An 18,847-nucleotide genomic window follows, 5' to 3' on the forward strand; every position below is an offset into this window, starting at 1 on the left:
CGCCAACTCCTGCACTGGGTCCAATGGCGTCAGTAGAGCGGGCGGACGTAAACCGGCCATCGTCCATTCAGACGATGCCCGCTTCTACAGGGGCGGCAGAATCCGTGACAGGCGCCAAACCCGTGAACCCTGGGAGAATAATAAGATGAGTACCTTGCACCGCATCGAAGCCAAACTGCTGGAAGACCGCTACGCCCGTGGCTGGCATTGTCTGGGCCTGGCTGCCCAATACCGCGACGGCAAGGCCCATCGTCTGGAGGTGTTCGGCACCCGGCTGGTGGCCTTTCAGGGCGAAGACGGCGAACTGCATATTCTGGATGGCTATTGCCCGCACATGGGCGCCGACCTCAGCACCGGTTGCGTTGAAGGCAACTCGATTCGCTGCCCGTTCCATGCCTGGCGCTGGGGTGCCGATGGTGTCTGCGATGACATTCCTTACGCCAAACGCATTCCGCCACGGGCCCGGCTCAAAAGCTGGCCACTCATGGAAGAAAACCAATTGCTGTTCGTCTGGAATGACCCGGAAGGCAACCCACCGCTTCCTGAGCAGCGCATCCCGCGCATTGACGCTTGCTTCAGTGACGAGTGGGCCGCGTGGGAAGTCGCCGAGTTGCAGATCGGCACCAACTGCCGCGAATTGATCGACAACATCGCCGATATGGCGCATTTCGGTACGGTGCATGGCGCGCCGGTCGAGGCGTTCAGCAACGTCTTCGAAGGCCATCTGGCCACCCAGATCATGAGCGCCCGCAGTGAGCGCTTGTCCGGCGACAGCGCGTTGATCACCGTGGCCACCTACTTCGGCCCGGCCTATCAGATCACCGAAATGACCGGCGCGATGAACGGCCAGCCGATCCATTCGATCCTGCTCAACTGCCATGTGCCGATCGACCTCGACAGCTTCACCCTGCGCTACGGCGTGCTGGTGAAAAAGATTCCCGGTCTCAGCGAAGAACAGAATCAGGCGATGGCCAAGGCCTATGTGCAGCAAGCACAGGAAGCCTTCTACGAAGACGTGACGATCTGGCACAGCAAGACCCGCGTCGACAACCCGTTGCTGTGTGACGGCGACGGTCCGGTCTATCAGTTGCGCCGCTGGTACGAGCAGTTCTACACCGACGTCGCGGCGCTCTCGGCCGACGTGCTGGAGCAGAAACGGTTCGTCGTGCGCGCCAGCGAACCGGCCTGAACACAGCGGCCTGTCGCGCTCCCTGCGCCTGACCGGCAGCCGCCCGTCAGGCCTTGAGCCCGAGCGTTGCAAGGAGTCGATATCGGCGCTTATTCTCGGCCACCGCCAACGCTAATAATAAGAACGGTTTTCCCTATGCAGCAGAGCCTCAGCCTCGATACGTTCAGTGATTTGATCGGCAACCTCTATCAGGGACCGCTGGAAACCATTCCCTGGGCGACCTTTCTCAACCAGCTCAACGTGTACCTGGAAAGCAAGTACGTGACCTTCATCCTGCGTCCGCCCAGCGCGCATGTGGATGGCTTGATGGTCAACACCACCGGTACGTCGACCGAGGCGACCGCGTCGTATAACAAACACTTTTTCACCCTCGACCCGTTTGTCGACCTGCCCAACCGCCAGGTGGTGACCCTCGCCGAGTTCGTCTCCAACGACGATTGGCAGCACTCGGAGTTCTACAAGAATTTCCTCGAACCGGTGGATGTGTTCCACATCCTCGGCGCCGACATCAACACCTGCGACGGCGCCCAGTGCCGTATCCGCATCAGTCGCGGACGCGATGACAAGGCCTTCGGCAACGAAGAGAAAGCCTTGCTGACGCACTTCATTCCGCATCTGGAACGCTCGATCAAGATCCACATGCAGCTCAATCGTATCGAAGCCGAGCGCAACCTCTACGCCGGCGCGGTGAATCAGTTGGCGGTCGGTACGATCATCCTCGACGAGGCTGGCAAAGTGCTGCAAACCAACCAGGTTGCCGATCGGCTGATCCAGGAAAAGGACGGCATCAAACTGGTCAACGACGGCCTGCAAGTCGGTACGGCCCGTGACACTCAAGAGTTTCGGCGCCTGGTGAAGCAATCGCTGCTCTCGCAAAAAAGCAGCAACCCGTCGGTGGTCGAAGCCCTGCGCGTGCAACGACCGTCCGGGCGGGCGGACCTGGGGATCATCGTGCGCTCGGTGCCGTTGTCGGACTGGAGCGAAGGCAAACAATGCCCCACCGTGGTGATTTTCATCAGCGACCCGGAGCAACAGTCCACCGCGCCACAGGAGATCGTCCGCGCGCTGTTCGACTTCACCCCGGCCGAAACTCAACTGGCCATGTTGTTGGCCAACGGCTTAACCCTCGACGAAGCCTCCGAGGAGCTGGGCATCAGCCGCAACACCTCGCGGGCGCACCTGCGGTCAACCTTCTCAAAGACCGGCGTGACCCGCCAGACCATGCTCGTGCGGCTAATTCTGCGCAGCGTGGCCACCCTCGGTTAGCGTTCAACCTCCGCCCTCGTCCGCTCGGACGATGGCGGCTATCCCGGCACGGCGCACAGTGGCTTTATCCCAACCAGGGGCCTGACCATGCGCAACTGTCCGACCATCCTCAAGACTGAATTGCTGGCTGAAAGCGGCTATTTTCAGATCGAAGCTTTACACCTGCAATTCAGCAACGGCCAACAGCGGGTTTACGAGCGTCTACGCGGCACCGGTTATCGCTCGGTGATGCTGGTCGCGATGCCCGATCCGCTGCATGTGTTGCTGGTCCGTGAATATGCGGTCGGCATCGAAAAAACCGTGCTCGGCCTGCCCAAGGGCGGCGCGGAGCCTGATGAAGACTATCTGCAAGCGGCGCAACGCGAACTCTGCGAAGAAGTCGGGATGCGCGCTGCACGCCTCAGCGAACTGGGCGAACTGACCCTGGCGCCGGGTCACCTGTGCCATCGCTACCGGGTGGTGCTGGCCGAACAGTTGAGTCCCTGCCAACTGGTCGGCGACGAGCCCGAACCGCTGGAATGCCTGCGCGTGCCGCTGGCGCAGATCCCCGACCTGGTGGCCCGCGGCGAACTCAATGAAGCGCGGGCCATTGCTGCACTGTTCATGGCCATGGGGGCCCTCGCCCGGCGCGGCTAACACCAAAAAACCTGTGGGAGCGAGCTTGCTCGCGATTAGGCCGGCACATTCAACATCAATGTCGCCTGACACACCGCCATCGTCGGAACGCCGCCCGGAGCAAGCTCGCTCCCACAGGGGGCCTGTGTAGTCCATTCGGACGAAGCCACGCCCCGCCCGCCGCAATACCTTGCCTCTATAACAATAAAATCCGTGTCGAGGCTCGCTATGCGAAAAGCCACCTGTGCCCTGTTCATCATCGTCTGCGCCAGCAGCACCGCCAGCCTGTGTCAGCGCTTCAAGAATGAAGCCTACCGACCGACCACGGCGCGCATCAGTTGCTCGGCCAGTGCCATCAATTGCTATCCGCCGCTGGTGCGTAATCTGCTCCCATAAAAAAACCACCGGGCCTGCAAGCAAGGCCGGGTGGTTTTTTTGTGCTGTCGTCAGATCAGGTTGGCAAGACACCCCGCGAACGTGACAGGGTCAGCGCCAGGTCTTCGATCATGTCTTCCTGACCGCCGACGGTGCCGCGTCGACCCAATTCCACCAGCAGCTCACGTGCGGCAATGCCGTACTTTTGCTCGGCACGTTTGGCGAACAACAGGAACGAACTGTAGACCCCCGCGTAACCCAGGGTCAGCGCATCGCGGTCGAGGCGGATCGGCTGGTCCATCATCGGCACCACCAGGTCCTCGGCAACGTCCATGATCCGGTACAAGTCGATGCCACTGTTGACGCCCATCCGCTCAAGCACCGCGACAAACACTTCGAGCGGCGTATTGCCCGCCCCTGCGCCCAGCCCCGCCACTGAACCGTCGATACGTGTGGCGCCCGCCTCGATCGCGGCAAGGGAATTGGCAATCGCCATGCCCATGTTGTGGTGACCGTGAAAACCGACTTCGGTCCCGGCACTCAGCCCAGCTCGCAATGCAGCGATTTTCTCAGTGACTTCATCAGGCAGCATGTAGCCAGCCGAGTCAGTGCAGTAAATGCAGTTGGCCCCATAACTCTCCATCAACCGCGCCTGCTCCAGCAGTTTTTCCGCGCTGACCCTGTGCGCCATCATCAGAAAGCCGACGGTATCCAGGCCCATCTTCGCTGACATGCCGATGTGCTGGCCGGAAACGTCCGCCTCGGTGCAGTGGGTGGCCACACGAATGGTCGACACCCCGTGTTCATGGGCCATTCTCAAATGATCAAGGGTGCCGATACCGGGCAACAACAGCGCCGAGACCTTGGCCTGTTTCATACGCGGGATCACCGCTGCGAAGTATTCCTCGTCGCTGTGAGCGGGGAAACCGTAGTTCAGCGACGCACCGCCCAGGCCATCGCCGTGGGTGATTTCGATCAGCGGCACGCCGGCCGCATCGAGACCGGTCGCCACCGAGATCATCTGTTCCAGGCTGATTTGATGCTGTTTGGCATGCATGCCGTCGCGCAGGCTCATGTCGTGCAGACGGACGCTCTTACCTTGCAAATTCATGGCAATTCTCCACTCAACGGACGGGCAGTTGCAGGGTGCCCTTGTGGGCTTCTTCGGCGAACATCTCGGCGGTACGCAGCCCCGCAGCGGTCATGATGTCCAGGTTGCCGGCGGACTTTGGCAGGAAGTCGCCGAGGCCTTCGACTTCGATGAAAATCGACACCTTGTGCCCATCGAACACCGGGCCATTGATCAGCTTGTAGCCGGGAACATAGCGCTGCACTTCCTTGACCATCTGCAACACAGAGGTGCGAATGGCGTCCTGATTCGGTTCGTCATCCGTCAGGCAGTGGATGGTGTCGCGCATCATCAGCGGTGGCTCGGCCGGGTTGATGACGATGATTGCCTTGCCGAATCGAGCGCCGCCGATCTTCTCCACCGCACCGGCCGTGGTGCGGGTGAATTCGTCGATGTTCTGGCGAGTGCCCGGGCCGACCGAACCGGAGGACACGGTGGCGACGATCTCGCCGTAACTCACCGACTGGACCCGCGACACTGCCGCGACCATCGGAATCGTCGCCTGGCCACCGCACGTCACCATGTTGACGTTCATCGCCAACGTCGCCGCATGCTCCTTGAGATTGACCGGCGGCACGCAGAACGGGCCGATGGCCGCTGGCGTGAGATCAATCATGATCACCCCCAGCGCGTTGAGCTTGCGGCTGTTTTCTGCGTGTACGTAGGCCGAGGTGGCATCGAAAGCGATGCGAATATCATCGTCGAGCACATGGGGCAGCAGCCCGTCGACGCCCTCGGCCGTGGTTTTCACGCCCAATTCACGGGCGCGTTTAAGGCCCTCGGATTGGGGGTCGACGCCGACCATCCAGACCGGCTCGATCCATTGCGATCGATACATTTTCATCAGCAGGTCAGTGCCGATATTGCCTGGGCCGATAATGGCCGCTCTGAGTTTCTTGCTCATCCGGTTAAACCCCGCAGGTCAGGCGCAGAAGGACACCTGGGCACTGCCCAGGCCATCGATGGTCAGAGAAAAAACGTCGCCCGCATGCGCAGGCTCCAGCGGCACCAAAGAGCCGGAGAGAATGATTTCCCCGGCCTTGAACGGAATACCGAAGGCGCCGAGGGTATTGGCCAGCCAGGCCACGGCGGTCAGCGGATTACCCTGCACCGCCGAGCCCAAACCTTCGCTGAGAGGCTCACCATTCTTGAAAACGCGCATGCGCAAGTTGGGCAAATCCAGCGTCCGTGGATCAACCTGAACATCGCCCAGCACGAACACGCCGCAAGAGGCGTTGTCGGCGACGGTGTCTTGTATGCGGATCCGCCAGTCATGAATCCGTGAGTCGACTATCTCGAAGCACGGCATCACGTATTCGGTCGCTTCCAGCACGTCGGCTTCGGTAACACCGGGGCCGATCAGATCGTGCTTGAGCTTGAAGGCAATCTCGCCCTCGGCGCGCGGCTGGATCAGCTTGTTCGCGGCGAGGGAGATTTGCGCGTCATTGGCGAACGACATCTGCCGGGTGATGAAGCCGAAATCCGGCTGATGCACATTGAGCATTTGCTGGACCGCCGCCGACGTCACACCGATTTTCTTGCCAACAATCCGGTCTCCGGCGGCCACCCGGCGTTCGATGCTGTAGAGGGAAATATGGTAGGCGTCTTCGATGCTGATCGATGGCCAGCGCTCGGTCAGCGGCGCCAGGGTGGTGCCGCTCAGCAACGCCTGATACAGCTCTTCGCCGTATTGATGGCGCAGTTGTTTACTCATGAGCGAGCCTCCTCAAAGAACGCCAGGCACTCGCGGTTGAACAGTTCACGGTGCTCGACCATCACCCAATGCCCGCATTCGCTGAGCAGTACAAAGCGAATGTTCTGGCAGTGCTGCATCATCGTTTGCGCACCAGACACCGGGCAGAATTTGTCGTTCATGCCCCAGAAACCGAGGATCGGACACTGCAACTCGCCGAGGCGCGAGGTCATGTTCGGCACTTGCATGGTCGACAACACGCAGACCGGTTGCTGTCGCACCACTGCGACCCGCTCATCGACCGTCTCGTCGCTGATCAAGGACTCATCGAACAGTTGCAGCGCGAGCAGCCGGCGCATGCCGCCCGCATCGTGCAGTTCACCCTTGGCGAAGGCCGCACCCATTTTCTGGATGCCTTCCATCTGCAAGTAATACTGTTCTTTTTCCATCAGGCCGCCGGGCGCCATCAGCACCAGCCGGCTGACCCGCTGCGGCTGGTCGAGGGCCAGTTTGATCGCGATCGCACCGCCCAGAGAATTGCCGACCAGCACGCATCGCTGGATATCCAGGGCATCGAGCAAACTGCTCAGGGCGGCGACAAAGAAGTCCAGGGTGTAGAGGGTGTCTGGCTTATCAGAAGCGCCATAACCCGGCAGGTCCGGGACGATGGTCCGGTAGCCTGCCGCGACAAACACCGGGTAGTTCTGCTTGAAGTTGCTGTGGCCGCTGGCGCCCGGCCCGCTGCCGTGAATGAAAATCACCGGCTCGCCGCTGCCGATGTCCTGCCCGCCGATATCCAAGTAGTGCAGCTGCAAACCATCCGGCAGCGTACCGAAGTGCCCTTGCGCTGATGCGTCCATAAGGTGTCCTCCCGGCCTGTTGTTGTCGCCGGATTATGCCGAGCGCCCGGGCAAACAACATCGTCCGACAGGACTACGCCGCCCTAGTCTTTTCGGACGTTGGCCGGCTTAGGCTGTGGACCTAGCATCGCAGCATAACCGAGCGACAGAACGAGGCAACCATGCTTGATCCAATGGACTTTCGCGGCAAAGTGGTACTGGTCACCGGCGGTGGCAAAGGGGTCGGCCGCGGCATCAGCCAGCGTTTTCTCGACTGTGGTGCCGAAGTGGTGATCTGCGGTCGCGAAGCACCGGAGACCCTGCCTGCCAGCGCTGGGCGCGAGGCGCTGTTTCTGCCCTGCGACCTGCGGGATGTCGAGCAGTCCGGCCGGTTGATCGACAGTATCGTCGAGCGTTTCGGTCGCCTCGATATATTGGTCAACAATGCCGGCGGTTCACCGAATGCCGACGCGGCCAGTGCCTCGCCGCGCTTTAGCGAAGCGATCATCCGCCTCAACCTGTTGGCGCCGCTGAATCTCTGTCAGCAGGCCAATCAGGTGATGCAGAAACAGGCCGACGGTGGTGCAATCATCAACATTTGCAGCGTCAGCGCGACGCGTCCTTCCCCCGGCACTGCCGCCTATGGCGCGGCCAAGGCCGGACTGCTGAACCTGACCGGTTCGCTGGCCGTGGAGTGGGCGCCCAAGGTGCGGGTCAATGCGGTGACCGCCGGGCTGATTCTCACTGAGCAGGCGGCCCTGCATTATGGCGATCAGGCGGGCATTGCCCGGGTGGCGGCGACCATCCCGCTGCAACGCCTGGCGGCTCCGGAAGACATCGGCGATACCTGTCTGTACCTGGCATCAACGCTGGCACGTTATGTCAGCGGCGCGGACATCACCGTGCACGGCGGTGGCGAACGCCCGGCGTTTCTCGATGCGGCACAATCCTGAAAAGATCGCAGCCTGCGGCAGCTCCTACATTGACTGTGTATACCTGTAGGAGCTGCCGCAGGCTGCGATCTTTTGGCCATCTCATTAAAACAAGAGGAATCCCGACATGCCTGCGATAGCCAGCCACAGTGTTTTGCTGGATCTCAGCCCATCCGCCGCATGGGCCAAACTGCGCGACCTGAGCCTCGCCCCGCATTACGTGCCGGGATTGACCGGTTGCCAGTTTCATCCCGGTGCGCGCGAAGGGCTCGGCGCCAGTCGCCGGGTGTTCCGCAAGGGGGGACAGTGGCTGGATGAGAGCGTGGTGCAATGGCAGGAAGGTGCGGGTTTCGTACTGATTCTGCACCGGGCCAGTAGCGGCGCGCCCTTCCCGTTCCGCGAGGCCAGCTTCAGTTATGCCTTGCAGGCCGAGGGTGACGCGACACGCATCACCACCCAAATGAACTACAGCCTGCGCGGTGGCAGGCTGGTGGAATGGTTGCTGGCGAAGGCGTTCAACAACGTCGTGCGCGAGATTGCCGAGAACCTCAAGGCCTTCTACGAAACCGGGCAGACGCAGAATCGCGACTTGCTCGCCGCCACAACTCAGGAACGCGCCCTGTAGCAGCTGCCGAGCCTGCGAGGCTGCGTTCGGCTGCGCAGCAGTCGTAGATCCTGCATCCACGGTTTTTCTGGAATACCGAAGTGCCTGATTTTACGACTGCTGCGCAGCCGAACGCAGCCTCGCAGGCTCGACAGCTGCTACAGGTTCATGCTTGGCTTTGGGCGGTCAGGTTGACCTCACTCCAATAGGCTTTCATCGAGCGAATCTTGCCGTCGGCATCGAACTCCATCACGTCGATCACATGGATCGAGCACGGTTGCCCGGCCCATTCCATATCGACCCGAAACGGCATCGCCCCACAACCGTTGAGTGTCGCCCGAACCGGGCCGGTCTGGGTCGCCGAGACTTTGCTCGCGCCCAGCCCTTCGCGGTAGAAACGTTCTATATCGACGATCCCCTGCAACGGCGGTCGACCGACCGGGTCTTCGACCACTGCATCCTCGCTGTAAAGCGCGACGATCCGGTCGATGTCACCGGCGTCCACCAATTCCACATAACGCGCCATGGTCGCTTGAACCTGTTGTGCACTGACCATTCAGACCACCTCGAACAGTGCGGCGGCACCCATGCCGCCGCCGATGCACATACTCACCACCACATAACGCAAACCGCGGCGCTGCCCCTCGACCAACGCGTGACCGACCATCCGCGCACCGGACATACCGAAAGGATGGCCCACCGAAATCGCACCGCCGTTAACGTTCATGCGTTCAGCGGGAATGCCCAGGGTATCGCGGCAATACAGCACCTGACAGGCAAACGCCTCGTTCAACTCCCAGAGGCCAATATGGTCCACGGTCAGGCCATGGCGCTTGAGCAGTTTCGGGATGGCGTAGACCGGACCGATGCCCATCTCGTCGGAGTTGCAGCCGGCGACCGCCATCCCGCGATAAATCCCCAGCGGCTCCAGGCCACGCTTCTCGGCCATTTTGGCACTCATCAACACCGAGGCCGAAGCACCGTCGGACAGTTGCGAGGCGTTGCCGGCCGTGATGAAGCGGCCCTTTTCACTCCACTGACCGCCCGGCCACACCGGTTCCAGCGCATTCAGGCTTTCGCGGGTGGTGTCGATGCGGTTGCACTCGTCACGCAGCAAGGTGACGGCCTCAAAGCGGGTTTCGCCACTGGCCTTGTCGAAAATCGCCTTGCGGCTGGTCAGTGGCGCGAGTTCACGGTCGAACAATCCGGCACTCTGGGCCAGCGCGGTTCGCACCTGGCTCTGATAGCTGTATTCGTCCTGTTCCTCTCGGGAAATGCCGTAGCGCGCGGAGACGATCTCGGCGGTTTCGATCATCGGAATGTAGGCGTACGGATCAAGCTCGATCACCGAGCCTGACTGATTGCGGTACAGGTTCTTGTGCTTGTTCTGTACCAGCGAAATCGACTCCAGGCCACCGGCCACGGCAATGTCGATTTCGTCGCACATGATGCCTTTGGCGGCCATGGCAATGCTCATCAGCCCCGATGAGCATTGGCGCTCGACGGCCATCCCGGCGACGGAGGTCGGCAAGCCTGCGGCAATCGCGCAGAGGCGCCCGAGGTTATAGGACTGCGTGCCCTGCTGCGCCGCCGCGCCGATGATCACATCGTCCACTTCACCCGGCTCGATGCCGGCGCGACGCACGGCTTCGCGCACCACATGGCCGCCGAGCTGCGGGGCGTCGGTGTCATTGAATGCACCGCGAAAGGCTTTGCCGATCGGGGTACGGGCGGTCGAAACGATGACGGCTTCTTTCATGCTGGATTCCTCGAATGTTCTGCTAAAGGTTCACGCGGGGTAGTAACGGCTGATGGTGTCGACCACACAGCCGGGACGTTCCTCGCCGTCGATTTCGACGCTGACGCGAATGGTCGCCTGAACGCCGCCCTTGACCTCCTCGACCGCCATCAATTGCGCACGGCCGCGCACCCGCGAGCCAACACGTACTACGGTGGGAAAGCGCACTCGCTCGCAACCATAATTGACGCCCATGGCAATGCCGCGCACCTCGACGATCTGCGGTAAAAACAGATTGACCAACGCCAGGCTCAGATAGCCATGGGCGATGCAGGCGCCGAAGGGACCAGTGGCTGCCTTGAGCGGATCGACGTGAATCCACTGGTGATCACCGGTCGCCTCGGCGAACCGGTCGATGCGGTCCTGCGCAAGAACCAGCCAGTCGCTGACGCCCAGCACCTCTCCCACGGCATCGTGCAAGGCGAGGGGCGTGTCGAAAATACGTGGCATGTTCAAGCCCTCTGACTGGACACCGACAACACTTCGCCGGTCATGTAGGAGCTGTAGTCGCTGGCCAGAAACATCATCACGTTGGCCACTTCCCAGACCTCGGCGGCACGACCAAATGCTTCGTTGGCGGCGAGCTGATCAAGCACCGCCTGAGGGGCGGACTTACGCAGGAAATCGTGCAATGCAATGCTCGGGCTCACCGCGTTGATGCGGATCCCGTAGTCGGCGGCCTCGACCGCGGCGCAACGGGTCAACGCCATGACCCCGGCCTTGGCCGCGGCGTAGTGCGACTGCTCTTTCTGCGCTCGCCAGCCCAGTACCGAAGCGTTGTTGACGATGACCCCGGCACGCCGCTCGATCATCTTCGGCAACATCGCACGGGTCATGCGCATGGTGCCGGTGAGCGTCACATCGAGGACCCGGTTCCACTCCTCATCCGTCATGTCCACCAGCAGCCGTGAACCACCAAGACCGGCGTTGTTGATCAGCACATCGACGCCCTGCAGATCGCGCTCGGCGCAGGCAATCAGCTGTTGAACCTGAGCTTCGTCAGCGACATTGCAGACCTGACCGAAGACCTGTTGCAGACCGGTCGTTTCGCGGATCTTCGACACCGCTTCTGCCAGCCGACCTTCATGGATATCGCTGATCATCAAGGCGCGGCAACCCTCCTCGGCGGCACGCACCGCGGCGGAAAAACCGATACCGGCCCCGGCCGCGGCCGTGATCAGCACCGACTTGTCACGCAGCAGGCCGTGACCTGCAACATAGTGAGGAACAGACATGGAAAACTCCTGGGTCAGGTGCGCGGGCGCGGTTCTTTGGGCATTCCCAGGGCGCGCTCGGCGATGATGTTGCGCTGGATCTCGTTGCTGCCGCCGTAGAGGGTGTCGGCGCGACTGAACAGGTACAGCGATTGCAAACGGGTGAGTTGGTAAGGCGCGGCCTCCAGCACTTCGGCCTCGGCGCCGAGGACGTCCATCGCCAGCTTGCCGAGGCTGGCGTGCCAGGTGGACCAGAACAGTTTGTAGATGGTCGTTTCCTTGCGCAGCGAACCGTCCTGCGCCCCGGACAACATGCGCAGCGAGTTGTAGCGCATGATCCGCAGCCCGCTCCAGGCCTCGGCCAGGCGCTGGCGCAGGATCGGGTCACGCGCGGCGCCATTGGCCCGGGCGATGGCGATGATTTCGTTCAGTTCATTGTGAAATTGCATCTGCTGGCCGAGGGTCGATACCCCACGCTCGAAACCGAGCAACGCCATGGCGATCTTCCAGCCCTCGCCCGGCGCGCCGATGATATTGGCGGCGTCGGTGCAGGCATCATCGAAGAACACTTCGTTGAACTCGCAGGTGCCTGTGAGCTGCTCGATCGGCCGCACGGTAATCTCCGTCTGGGCCATGGGCACTAGCAAGAAGGACAAGCCGCGATGGCCAACGCTGCCCGGTTCAGTGCGGGCGATCACAAAACACCAGTCCGACTCATGGGCCAGGGAGGTCCAGACTTTTTGTCCGTTGATCACCCAGGTGCCGCTGGCTTCATCAAGCACCGCGCGGGTCTTGACGTTGGCCAGGTCGGACCCGGCACCCGGTTCGGAATAGCCCTGGCACCAGAAGGACGTGCCGTTGACGATGCCCGGCAGAAAGCGCTGTTGCTGCTCGGCAGTGCCGAACGCGGCAATGGTCGGTCCGGCCAGCCCTTCGCCGATATGCCCCATGCGTCCCGGGCCGCCAGCGCGGGCGTACTCTTCGTGGAAAATCACTTGCTGGCTGATCGACAGACCACGCCCACCGTGCTCCGCCGCCCAGCCCACACACGTCCAGCCGCCTTCTGCCAGTTTGCGTTCCCAGGCTTTGCGCTCTTCGGGAAACATATGTTCGTCACCCGGGCCGCCGCGAAAACGCAGGGGCTCGAATTCACCGCACAGGTTCACGCTCAACCAGTCGGCTACTTCCTGACGGAAGCGCTCGTCCTGTTCGCTGAAACTGATTTTCATGGTTGCTCCCCAAGAATCGCCACGGCAATGCGCTCTCGATGCCAGGCAGGTGCGCCGAGAAAGCTTTCGCTGGCGCGAGCGCGTTTGAAGTAGAGGTGCGGGTCGTATTCCCAGGTAAAACCAACGCCGCCATGCAACTGGATCGACTCGGATGCACAGTGGAAATAGGTTTCAGAGCAGTGCGCCTTGGCCAGCGCCGCCGCCAGCGGTAGCTCGGCGGCCACCTGCGGGTCGCCTTCAGGATCGAGGACTTCCTGGGCCACGCAGGCCGCGTAATAACTGGCCGAACGTGCACATTCGACCTGCAGCATCATGTCGGCGGCGCGGTGTTTGAGCGCCTGGAAACTGGCGATGGGTCGACCGAACTGCTGGCGTTCCTGCATATAGGCAACGCTCAGGTCGAGCACCTGCTGCGCGCCACCGGTCTGTTCGGCAGCCAGGCCGATGCAAGCCAGTTGCAGGACCCGCTGCAGATGCGGCCAGCCCGCGCCGAACTCACCGAGCAGGCAGTCAGCGCTGAGGTACAGCCCCTTGAGCTGAATCAGAGCCTGACGACGGGTCTGGTCCATGGTCGGTAACATTTGACGCTCGATCCCTGCCCGCTCCGTGTCCACGGCGAACAGGCTGATGCCCGCCTCGCCGGTCGACCCGGGAACCCGTGCGGCGATGATCAAGAGGTCAGCGCTGTGCCCGTCGAGCACATGATTGAGGGTTCCATCAAGCACAAAGCCCTCGCCCTCTGTCACCACCGTGGCCTGAACATCCTTGGCCGCCCAGCCGTTGGCGCTGCTGAAGGCCAGCGTTGCGGTGAGGCTGCCGTCGGCGATCAACGGCAGCCAGCGTTGTTTTTGTTGTTCGTTGGCGGCCAGCAACAGCGCGGGTGTGGCCATGCAGGTGGTGGCGAAGAACGGCGAACACAGCAAGCGCCGGCCCATCTGCTCCAGCAAAATCGACAGTTCGACAAAGCCCAGTCCCAGGCCGCCGTACGCTTCTGGAATATGAATCGCCGGCCAGTACATCTCGCGGCACAGGCGCTGCCAGAGCGCCTCGTCAAAACCTCGCTCGCTGACCATCGCCGCTCGCACGGCGGCAGAATCCGAGACATCGGCGAGAAAGCCATCGGCCGATGCGCGGATCATTTCCTGTTCGTCGCTGAATGCAAACTCCATCGCGGCGCCTTCTGCTCGTCTGGCGGGGCACGCATGAAGCGACACCCCTCTGGCCTTCGAGTTTGGTGCCAGGGGAACACGAGAGAATCGTCAGGGCTGCCTAGTCCGAATGGGCGATGCCGAGGCCGATCCGCCGAGAATTGAACGCCTGGCCCATGGGCGGCCGACCCCATCACTTTTGATACCAACCCTGTAGCACTCGGTAACATCCGGCGTTGTAACGGGGCGTCTTTTCAACGACTCGATGTCACGCGCCCCGCCCTATAAGGCCAAAACAGCCATGGCGTAAATTGTGCATCTAAATGCAATCCAATCCTGCTTGAAGCCGCCATGCGCCCCAAGGAACTGAAACTCTGGACTACCGGTGTTGCCCATTTACTGGACCTTCCTCCCGGGCATGCGCGTTTAGCAGGCTTAAGTCACTGGTTGCGGCAAGTATGCCCGGTCGATCACTTCGTTCTGTTCGTCTACGAAGGCAATCATCGGCCGTTGGCGCTGTTCGACACCTTCGCAGCCGACAAGCGTGCAGTGTATGTCGATGACTATCAGTGTGGGCCCTATTTGCTTGATCCGTTCTACCTGGCATGCACTCGCGGGCAAGCGCCTGGACTGTGGCGTTTGCGACAGTTCGCACCCGACCACTTCTACCTCGGCGAGTATTACCTGACGTATTACCAGCAAACCGGGCTGGCTGAAGAAGTGGCGTTTTTCGTCGACCTCGGTGGCGGCGCCATGGCCGTTCTGTCGTTGATGCGATCCACCGCCAGCTGTGCTTTTGGTCGTGACGAGATGCAGTTGATCGAGTGCGCGCAGGCCGTGGTTGAACAGGTCATCAATGAAGCCTGGCGTTTGCGTCAAGCCCAGCAACCGCGCCCGGCGCAGGACCTGGACTTCAAGATCCGCGAAGCCTTCGATCAGTTCGGCGCGCACATCCTCACCGGCCGCGAACAAGAGATTGTGCAGTTGCTGCTACGCGGTCACTCCAGCGCCTCGGTCGCCGAACAACTGAGCATCAGTCCTGGCACGGTGAAGATTCACCGCAAGAACATCTACGCCAAGCTCGGCATCGGCAGCCAGTCCGAATTGCTCGGGCTGTTTATCCGCGACCTTACCGGCCAGGAACTGGTCGTCGAAGCCTGACACCTGAAACCGACTCTATCCCCCAAGGGATATATACAGCGCAAAACCCCGATTGCTAGTTTGGCCCCCAACGCACTGATTCATCACTGCAAGGGAGCCCGCCTCGTGAACAACAGCGTGAACGACACTTCGCCAAGCGATATCGAATTCTGCAACGTGGTTAAACGCTATGGCGAGGTGTCAGCCGTCAATGGCCTGAACTTCGCGGTGCGCCGCGGCTCATTCCATTCCTTCCTCGGCGGTTCCGGCTGCGGCAAAACCACCACCCTGCGCATGATCGCCGGCTTCGAACAGCCCAGTAGCGGCGAGGTGCGCCTGTCGGGCAAGAACGTTGCCGGAGTGCCGGCGTTTGAGCGGCCGGTGAACATGGTGTTCCAGCATTACGCCCTCTTTCCGCACCTGACAGTGGCGCAGAACATCGCCTATGGGCTGCGATATCGCACCCCGCGACCCGACAAAAAAACCCAACTGCGCATGGCTGATGAAGCGTTGGAAATGGTGCGCCTGAGCGGCTTCGGCCAACGCAAGCCGAGTGAACTTTCCGGCGGCCAACAGCAGCGCGTGGCCCTGGCCAGGGCGCTGGTCAACAAGCCGACCGTGTTGCTGCTGGACGAGCCGCTGGCGGCGCTGGACCGCAAGCTGCGCAAGGAAATGCAATCCGAATTGCTGCGCCTGCAACGCGAAGTCGGCATCACCTTTGTGCTGGTCACCCACGACCAGGAAGAAGCCTTGTCGATGAGTGACAGCATCAGCGTGATGCACAACGGTTCGATCATCCAGACCGCCACCCCGGAACAACTGTATGAAGCGCCGGCCAGCCGTTACGTGGCCGATTTTATCGGCGAATCCAATCTGTTCAACGGCACGGTTCGTCTGCAGGGCGATTCAGTCGTGCTGCGCACCGAGCAAGGTCTGGAGCTGACCAGCCCCCTGACGCCCACCGGCAAAGCCTTAAGCGCAGACGTCGCCGGTTGCATCGCGGGGCGCCCGGAGCTGATCAGCATCGCCAGCGCCAACGCCGACATGACCCGCGAAGTGAAGCTGCAAGGCCACGTGGAAGACCGCATCTACCTCGGCAACTCCACCGAATATCGCGTGCGCACCCAAGCCTTTGGCGTGGTTTGCGTGCGTGTGCCGCGCCAGCAGGATCACGGCGCCAATGCATTCGAACACGGCGCTGCAGTGAGCGTCGGCTGGGATCACGCCAATGGCCTGGCCATGGCGTTGTAAATCATCGATTCGTTTCATCAACCGAACGTGGAGCGTGCTATGGACCGGAAGACGTTTATCAAAACCCTGCGTAGCTGGCAGAACGGCTCGATCAGCCGCCGCGAGTTCCTTGGCCGCACAGGCCTGGGAATCGCCGCAGCGGTGGTCGCAACCAACATGCCCGGCCTGCTGACCTCCACCGCCGAGGCCGCCGAGCAGGCCAAACTGGGCGATCGCCTGTCGCTGGCGACTTGGCCGAATTACCACAGCCAGGAAAACCTCGACACCTTCGCCAAAACCACCGGTGCGCGCGTTTCGATGAGCGTGTTCGGTTCCAACGAAGAGATGCTTGCCAAATTGCAGGCCGGTGGCAGTGGCTGGGACGTACTGGTGCCGACCAACTACACCATCAGCACTTACGTTGGCCTGGGCCTGATCGAACCATTGGACCTGTCGCGCATTCCCAACTTTGAGGCGTCGGCTTTCCAGCAAAAGTTCATGGCCCAAGGAACGGTGGACGGCAAGGTGTATGCGGTGCCGAAAAACTGGGGCACTACCGGCATGCTCTACGACACCGGCAAACTGAAGAACGGCCCCTCCAGCTGGAAAGAATTCTGGGTTGCAGCTCAAGGCCCCGCCAGCGGCCGGACGATGGTTCACGACTACCAACTGACCGCCATCGGCAACGCGCTGAAAAGCTTCGGCTATAGCTTCAACTCCCTGGACCCGAAAGAACTGGCCGATGCCGAAAAACTGCTGATCGAGGTCAAGCCGCACCTGTTCGCCATCAACTCCGACATCCAGCCGTCAATGCGCAGCGGCGATGCCTGGCTGGCGATGTCCTGGACCGGCGATGCCTCTCAGTTGCACCGCGACAACGCGCAGATGCAGTTCGAACTGGGCAAGGAAGGCGGCGAACTGTGGAGTGACTTCTTTGCCATTCCCAAAAGCTCGGAGCACAAGGACGCGGCCTACGCCTTCATCAACTACCTGCTCGATCCGCAGCACAACAAGCTCGAAGTGTTGAGCCACGGCTACCCGAGCGGCGACAAACGCGTCGATGCGTTGCTGCCCACCGCCATGCTCGACGATCCGATCATGTACCCGGCCGCAGAAGCGCTCAGTCCTCTGGAGTTCGGTGCCGCGGCGACGCTCACCAGCCCGGCGCGCGCCGAACTGATGGCTCGTTTCAAGTCCGCCTGATCGCCTGGCCATGGCCAATGAGGAGTCCCCCATGAACGCCACCACCCACCCGCAAACGGTGCAGCCGGGCAATGCCCTGTCGGTCGAGGTTCGACAACGGCGCAGCCTCGGCCGGCGGATCACCCTGCTGATGCTCTTGCCCTCGACCTTGTGGTTCCTGCTGCTGTTGTTGATGCCGCTGGTGATCATCCTGGTCTTCAGTTTCGGCGAGCGCAGTGCCGTGGGCGGTTACGCCGGTGGCTTCACGCTGGCCAACTACCTGAACCTCGGTTCCCGTGGCGCGGCGTTCAGTAACACCTTGATGTTGGCGCCGCTGGGCACGCTGGTGTGCCTGGTGGCGGCTTACCCGCTGGCGTATTTTCTGGCGGTCAAGGTCAGCAAGAACCGCTCGCTGCTCCTGACGCTGGTGATTGTGCCGTTCTGGACCAGTTTCCTGATCCGCACTTACGCCTGGATTTTCATCCTCAGCGGCAAAGGCATTCCGGCCTTGCTCGCCAGCCTTGGCCTTGAAGACGTGCGGCTGATCAATACGCCGTGGGCGGTGCTGATCGGCATCGTTTACGGCTACTTGCCGCTGATGGTGTTTCCGATTTACGTCAGCCTGGAAAAATTCGACAAGCGTCTGCTCGAAGCCTCGGCGGACCTGGGTGCCAGCGCTTTCGAAAGCTTGCGGCGGATCACCCTGCCACTCTCCGCACCCGGGATCATCACCGGGGTGATGCTGGTGTTCATCCTGTTGATGGGCGAGTTCCTGATCCCGGCCATTCTCGGTGGCGGCAAAGTGTTCTTCGTCGGCAACGCACTGGTCGACCTGTTTCTGCAATCGCGCAACTGGCCCTTCGGCAGCGCGCTGGCGATGACCTTGGTGGCGATGATGCTGCTGATCATCGGCGTGTATTTGAAACTGGTGGCGCGCTATGGCGGCCGCCCTGCCGACGGAGGGTTGTGACATGTGGCTGCGCAGCTATTCGACTTCGCTGTACCTGTTTCTCTACGCACCGATCGCGTTGATCGTGCTGTTCAGCTTCAACGCCGGGCGCAGTGGCCTGGCGTTCGAATGCTGCTCGGTGCAGTGGTTTGGTCGCGCGTTTGGTAACCCGTTCATCATGGAGGCGCTGGGCAATAGCGCGTTCATTGCCTTCACTTCAGCGGTGATTGCCACGCTGTTCGGCACGCTCGCGGTGTTCGGTTTACAACGTGCCGGCGCCAAAGTGCGGTTGCTGTTCGATGCGCTGACCTATTG

At 61.5% G+C, this 18,847-nt stretch carries 21 protein-coding genes; 11 read left to right on the plus strand and 10 right to left on the minus strand.

Features of this window, described 5'->3' with window-relative positions; genetic code table 11:
• The first annotated feature begins 145 nt into the window (after window positions 1-145).
• The 4 genes from WLY71_RS16235 (at window position 146) to WLY71_RS16250 (ending at window position 3,466) form a co-directional block, all read left to right on the plus strand.
• Window positions 146-1,189, plus strand: coding sequence for a 3-ketosteroid-9-alpha-monooxygenase, oxygenase component (locus tag WLY71_RS16235; RefSeq protein ID WP_347804348.1), 1,044 nt, complete (start codon window positions 146-148; stop codon window positions 1,187-1,189).
• Window positions 1,190-1,324: 135 nt separating this feature from the next.
• Window positions 1,325-2,455, plus strand: coding sequence for a helix-turn-helix transcriptional regulator (locus WLY71_RS16240; RefSeq protein WP_046054842.1), 1,131 nt, complete (start codon window positions 1,325-1,327; stop codon window positions 2,453-2,455).
• An 87-nt stretch (window positions 2,456-2,542) separates the two neighbouring features.
• A complete protein-coding gene (nudE, locus tag WLY71_RS16245) occupies window positions 2,543-3,091 on the plus strand; it encodes an ADP compounds hydrolase NudE (RefSeq protein ID WP_347804349.1) in 549 nt (182 codons plus the stop codon).
• 207 nt (window positions 3,092-3,298) lie between these two features.
• Window positions 3,299-3,466: a hypothetical protein gene (locus tag WLY71_RS16250; protein WP_347804350.1), complete on the plus strand. Its 168-nt coding sequence runs from the start codon at window positions 3,299-3,301 to the stop codon at window positions 3,464-3,466.
• A 55-nt stretch (window positions 3,467-3,521) separates the two neighbouring features.
• On the opposite strand, the gene dmpG is transcribed toward WLY71_RS16250, so the two are convergent.
• Genes dmpG through WLY71_RS16270 form a run of 4 tightly spaced genes read right to left on the minus strand, consistent with a single transcriptional unit; the run spans window position 3,522 to window position 7,127 of the window.
• Window positions 3,522-4,556: a 4-hydroxy-2-oxovalerate aldolase gene (dmpG, locus tag WLY71_RS16255; protein ID WP_347804351.1), complete on the minus strand. Its 1,035-nt coding sequence runs from the start codon at window positions 4,554-4,556 to the stop codon at window positions 3,522-3,524.
• Window positions 4,557-4,569: 13 nt separating this feature from the next.
• Window positions 4,570-5,478, minus strand: a complete 909-nt coding sequence (locus tag WLY71_RS16260) for an acetaldehyde dehydrogenase (acetylating) (RefSeq protein WP_347804352.1) — start codon at window positions 5,476-5,478, stop codon at window positions 4,570-4,572.
• 18 nt (window positions 5,479-5,496) lie between these two features.
• The gene (locus WLY71_RS16265; protein ID WP_347804353.1) at window positions 5,497-6,288 is read right to left on the minus strand and encodes a fumarylacetoacetate hydrolase family protein; all 792 of its coding nucleotides are present in this window, start codon (window positions 6,286-6,288) and stop codon (window positions 5,497-5,499) included.
• Window positions 6,285-7,127, minus strand: coding sequence for an alpha/beta fold hydrolase (locus WLY71_RS16270; protein WP_347804354.1), 843 nt, complete (start codon window positions 7,125-7,127; stop codon window positions 6,285-6,287). Before WLY71_RS16270 ends, WLY71_RS16265 begins: the two co-directional genes overlap by 4 nt.
• Window positions 7,128-7,288: 161 nt before the next feature.
• On the opposite strand from WLY71_RS16270, the gene WLY71_RS16275 reads away from it, so the two are divergent.
• Together WLY71_RS16275 and WLY71_RS16280 are read left to right on the plus strand one after the other, a co-directional pair.
• The gene (locus WLY71_RS16275) at window positions 7,289-8,059 is read left to right on the plus strand and encodes an SDR family oxidoreductase (protein WP_347804355.1); all 771 of its coding nucleotides are present in this window, start codon (window positions 7,289-7,291) and stop codon (window positions 8,057-8,059) included.
• Between the two features lie 106 nt (window positions 8,060-8,165).
• Window positions 8,166-8,663 (plus strand): SRPBCC family protein, encoded by a 498-nt coding sequence (locus WLY71_RS16280; RefSeq protein WP_347804356.1) that lies wholly within the window; start codon window positions 8,166-8,168, stop codon window positions 8,661-8,663.
• 145 nt (window positions 8,664-8,808) lie between these two features.
• On the opposite strand, the gene WLY71_RS16285 is transcribed toward WLY71_RS16280, so the two are convergent.
• From WLY71_RS16285 to WLY71_RS16310, 6 genes are read right to left on the minus strand one after another with little or no spacing between them, the layout of a single operon-like run.
• Window positions 8,809-9,198, minus strand: a complete 390-nt coding sequence (locus WLY71_RS16285; protein ID WP_347804357.1) for a steroid Delta-isomerase — start codon at window positions 9,196-9,198, stop codon at window positions 8,809-8,811.
• The gene (locus WLY71_RS16290; RefSeq protein WP_347804358.1) at window positions 9,199-10,401 is read right to left on the minus strand and encodes an acetyl-CoA C-acyltransferase; all 1,203 of its coding nucleotides are present in this window, start codon (window positions 10,399-10,401) and stop codon (window positions 9,199-9,201) included.
• A gap of 30 nt (window positions 10,402-10,431) precedes the next feature.
• Window positions 10,432-10,890 (minus strand): MaoC family dehydratase, encoded by a 459-nt coding sequence (locus tag WLY71_RS16295; RefSeq protein WP_347804359.1) that lies wholly within the window; start codon window positions 10,888-10,890, stop codon window positions 10,432-10,434.
• Between the two features lie 2 nt (window positions 10,891-10,892).
• Window positions 10,893-11,675 (minus strand): SDR family oxidoreductase, encoded by a 783-nt coding sequence (locus tag WLY71_RS16300; protein WP_046054853.1) that lies wholly within the window; start codon window positions 11,673-11,675, stop codon window positions 10,893-10,895.
• A gap of 14 nt (window positions 11,676-11,689) precedes the next feature.
• Window positions 11,690-12,883, minus strand: coding sequence for an acyl-CoA dehydrogenase family protein (locus tag WLY71_RS16305; RefSeq protein ID WP_347804360.1), 1,194 nt, complete (start codon window positions 12,881-12,883; stop codon window positions 11,690-11,692).
• Window positions 12,880-14,052 (minus strand): acyl-CoA dehydrogenase family protein, encoded by a 1,173-nt coding sequence (locus WLY71_RS16310; RefSeq protein ID WP_347804361.1) that lies wholly within the window; start codon window positions 14,050-14,052, stop codon window positions 12,880-12,882. Before WLY71_RS16310 ends, WLY71_RS16305 begins: the two co-directional genes overlap by 4 nt.
• A 330-nt stretch (window positions 14,053-14,382) precedes the next feature.
• Between WLY71_RS16310 and WLY71_RS16315 the strand changes: the two genes are divergently transcribed.
• From WLY71_RS16315 to WLY71_RS16335, 5 genes are all read left to right on the plus strand, one after another.
• Window positions 14,383-15,192 carry a response regulator transcription factor gene (locus WLY71_RS16315; protein WP_008145715.1) on the plus strand — a complete coding sequence of 270 codons (810 nt, stop codon included), beginning with the start codon at window positions 14,383-14,385 and terminating at the stop codon, window positions 15,190-15,192.
• Between the two features lie 105 nt (window positions 15,193-15,297).
• Window positions 15,298-16,422 carry an ABC transporter ATP-binding protein gene (locus WLY71_RS16320; RefSeq protein ID WP_425589929.1) on the plus strand — a complete coding sequence of 375 codons (1,125 nt, stop codon included), beginning with the start codon at window positions 15,298-15,300 and terminating at the stop codon, window positions 16,420-16,422.
• Window positions 16,423-16,461: 39 nt separating this feature from the next.
• On the plus strand, window positions 16,462-17,604 hold the full coding sequence (locus WLY71_RS16325; RefSeq protein WP_347804362.1) for an ABC transporter substrate-binding protein: 1,143 nt from the start codon (window positions 16,462-16,464) through the stop codon (window positions 17,602-17,604).
• A 31-nt stretch (window positions 17,605-17,635) separates the two neighbouring features.
• Complete coding sequence (locus WLY71_RS16330) at window positions 17,636-18,553, plus strand: ABC transporter permease (protein WP_347804363.1); 918 nt, start codon at window positions 17,636-17,638, stop codon at window positions 18,551-18,553.
• A gap of 1 nt (window position 18,554) precedes the next feature.
• On the plus strand, window positions 18,555-18,847 hold a 293-nt coding region (locus WLY71_RS16335), incomplete at its 3' end, for an ABC transporter permease (RefSeq protein WP_425589930.1).

This window comes from Pseudomonas rossensis (assembly GCF_039888995.1).
Lineage (GTDB): Bacteria > Pseudomonadota > Gammaproteobacteria > Pseudomonadales > Pseudomonadaceae > Aquipseudomonas > Aquipseudomonas rossensis.

Coding starts and splice junctions, on each gene's coding strand:
- WLY71_RS16235 (WP_347804348.1), top strand. CDS start 146: ATGAGTACCTTGCACCGCATCGAAGCCAAACTGCTGGAAGACCGCTAC.
- WLY71_RS16240 (WP_046054842.1), top strand. CDS start 1,325: ATGCAGCAGAGCCTCAGCCTCGATACGTTCAGTGATTTGATCGGCAAC.
- nudE (WP_347804349.1), top strand. CDS start 2,543: ATGCGCAACTGTCCGACCATCCTCAAGACTGAATTGCTGGCTGAAAGC.
- WLY71_RS16250 (WP_347804350.1), top strand. CDS start 3,299: ATGCGAAAAGCCACCTGTGCCCTGTTCATCATCGTCTGCGCCAGCAGC.
- dmpG (WP_347804351.1), bottom strand. CDS start 4,556: ATGAATTTGCAAGGTAAGAGCGTCCGTCTGCACGACATGAGCCTGCGC.
- WLY71_RS16260 (WP_347804352.1), bottom strand. CDS start 5,478: ATGAGCAAGAAACTCAGAGCGGCCATTATCGGCCCAGGCAATATCGGC.
- WLY71_RS16265 (WP_347804353.1), bottom strand. CDS start 6,288: ATGAGTAAACAACTGCGCCATCAATACGGCGAAGAGCTGTATCAGGCG.
- WLY71_RS16270 (WP_347804354.1), bottom strand. CDS start 7,127: ATGGACGCATCAGCGCAAGGGCACTTCGGTACGCTGCCGGATGGTTTG.
- WLY71_RS16275 (WP_347804355.1), top strand. CDS start 7,289: ATGCTTGATCCAATGGACTTTCGCGGCAAAGTGGTACTGGTCACCGGC.
- WLY71_RS16280 (WP_347804356.1), top strand. CDS start 8,166: ATGCCTGCGATAGCCAGCCACAGTGTTTTGCTGGATCTCAGCCCATCC.
- WLY71_RS16285 (WP_347804357.1), bottom strand. CDS start 9,198: ATGGTCAGTGCACAACAGGTTCAAGCGACCATGGCGCGTTATGTGGAA.
- WLY71_RS16290 (WP_347804358.1), bottom strand. CDS start 10,401: ATGAAAGAAGCCGTCATCGTTTCGACCGCCCGTACCCCGATCGGCAAA.
- WLY71_RS16295 (WP_347804359.1), bottom strand. CDS start 10,890: ATGCCACGTATTTTCGACACGCCCCTCGCCTTGCACGATGCCGTGGGA.
- WLY71_RS16300 (WP_046054853.1), bottom strand. CDS start 11,675: ATGTCTGTTCCTCACTATGTTGCAGGTCACGGCCTGCTGCGTGACAAG.
- WLY71_RS16305 (WP_347804360.1), bottom strand. CDS start 12,883: ATGAAAATCAGTTTCAGCGAACAGGACGAGCGCTTCCGTCAGGAAGTA.
- WLY71_RS16310 (WP_347804361.1), bottom strand. CDS start 14,052: ATGGAGTTTGCATTCAGCGACGAACAGGAAATGATCCGCGCATCGGCC.
- WLY71_RS16315 (WP_008145715.1), top strand. CDS start 14,383: ATGCGCCCCAAGGAACTGAAACTCTGGACTACCGGTGTTGCCCATTTA.
- WLY71_RS16325 (WP_347804362.1), top strand. CDS start 16,462: ATGGACCGGAAGACGTTTATCAAAACCCTGCGTAGCTGGCAGAACGGC.
- WLY71_RS16330 (WP_347804363.1), top strand. CDS start 17,636: ATGAACGCCACCACCCACCCGCAAACGGTGCAGCCGGGCAATGCCCTG.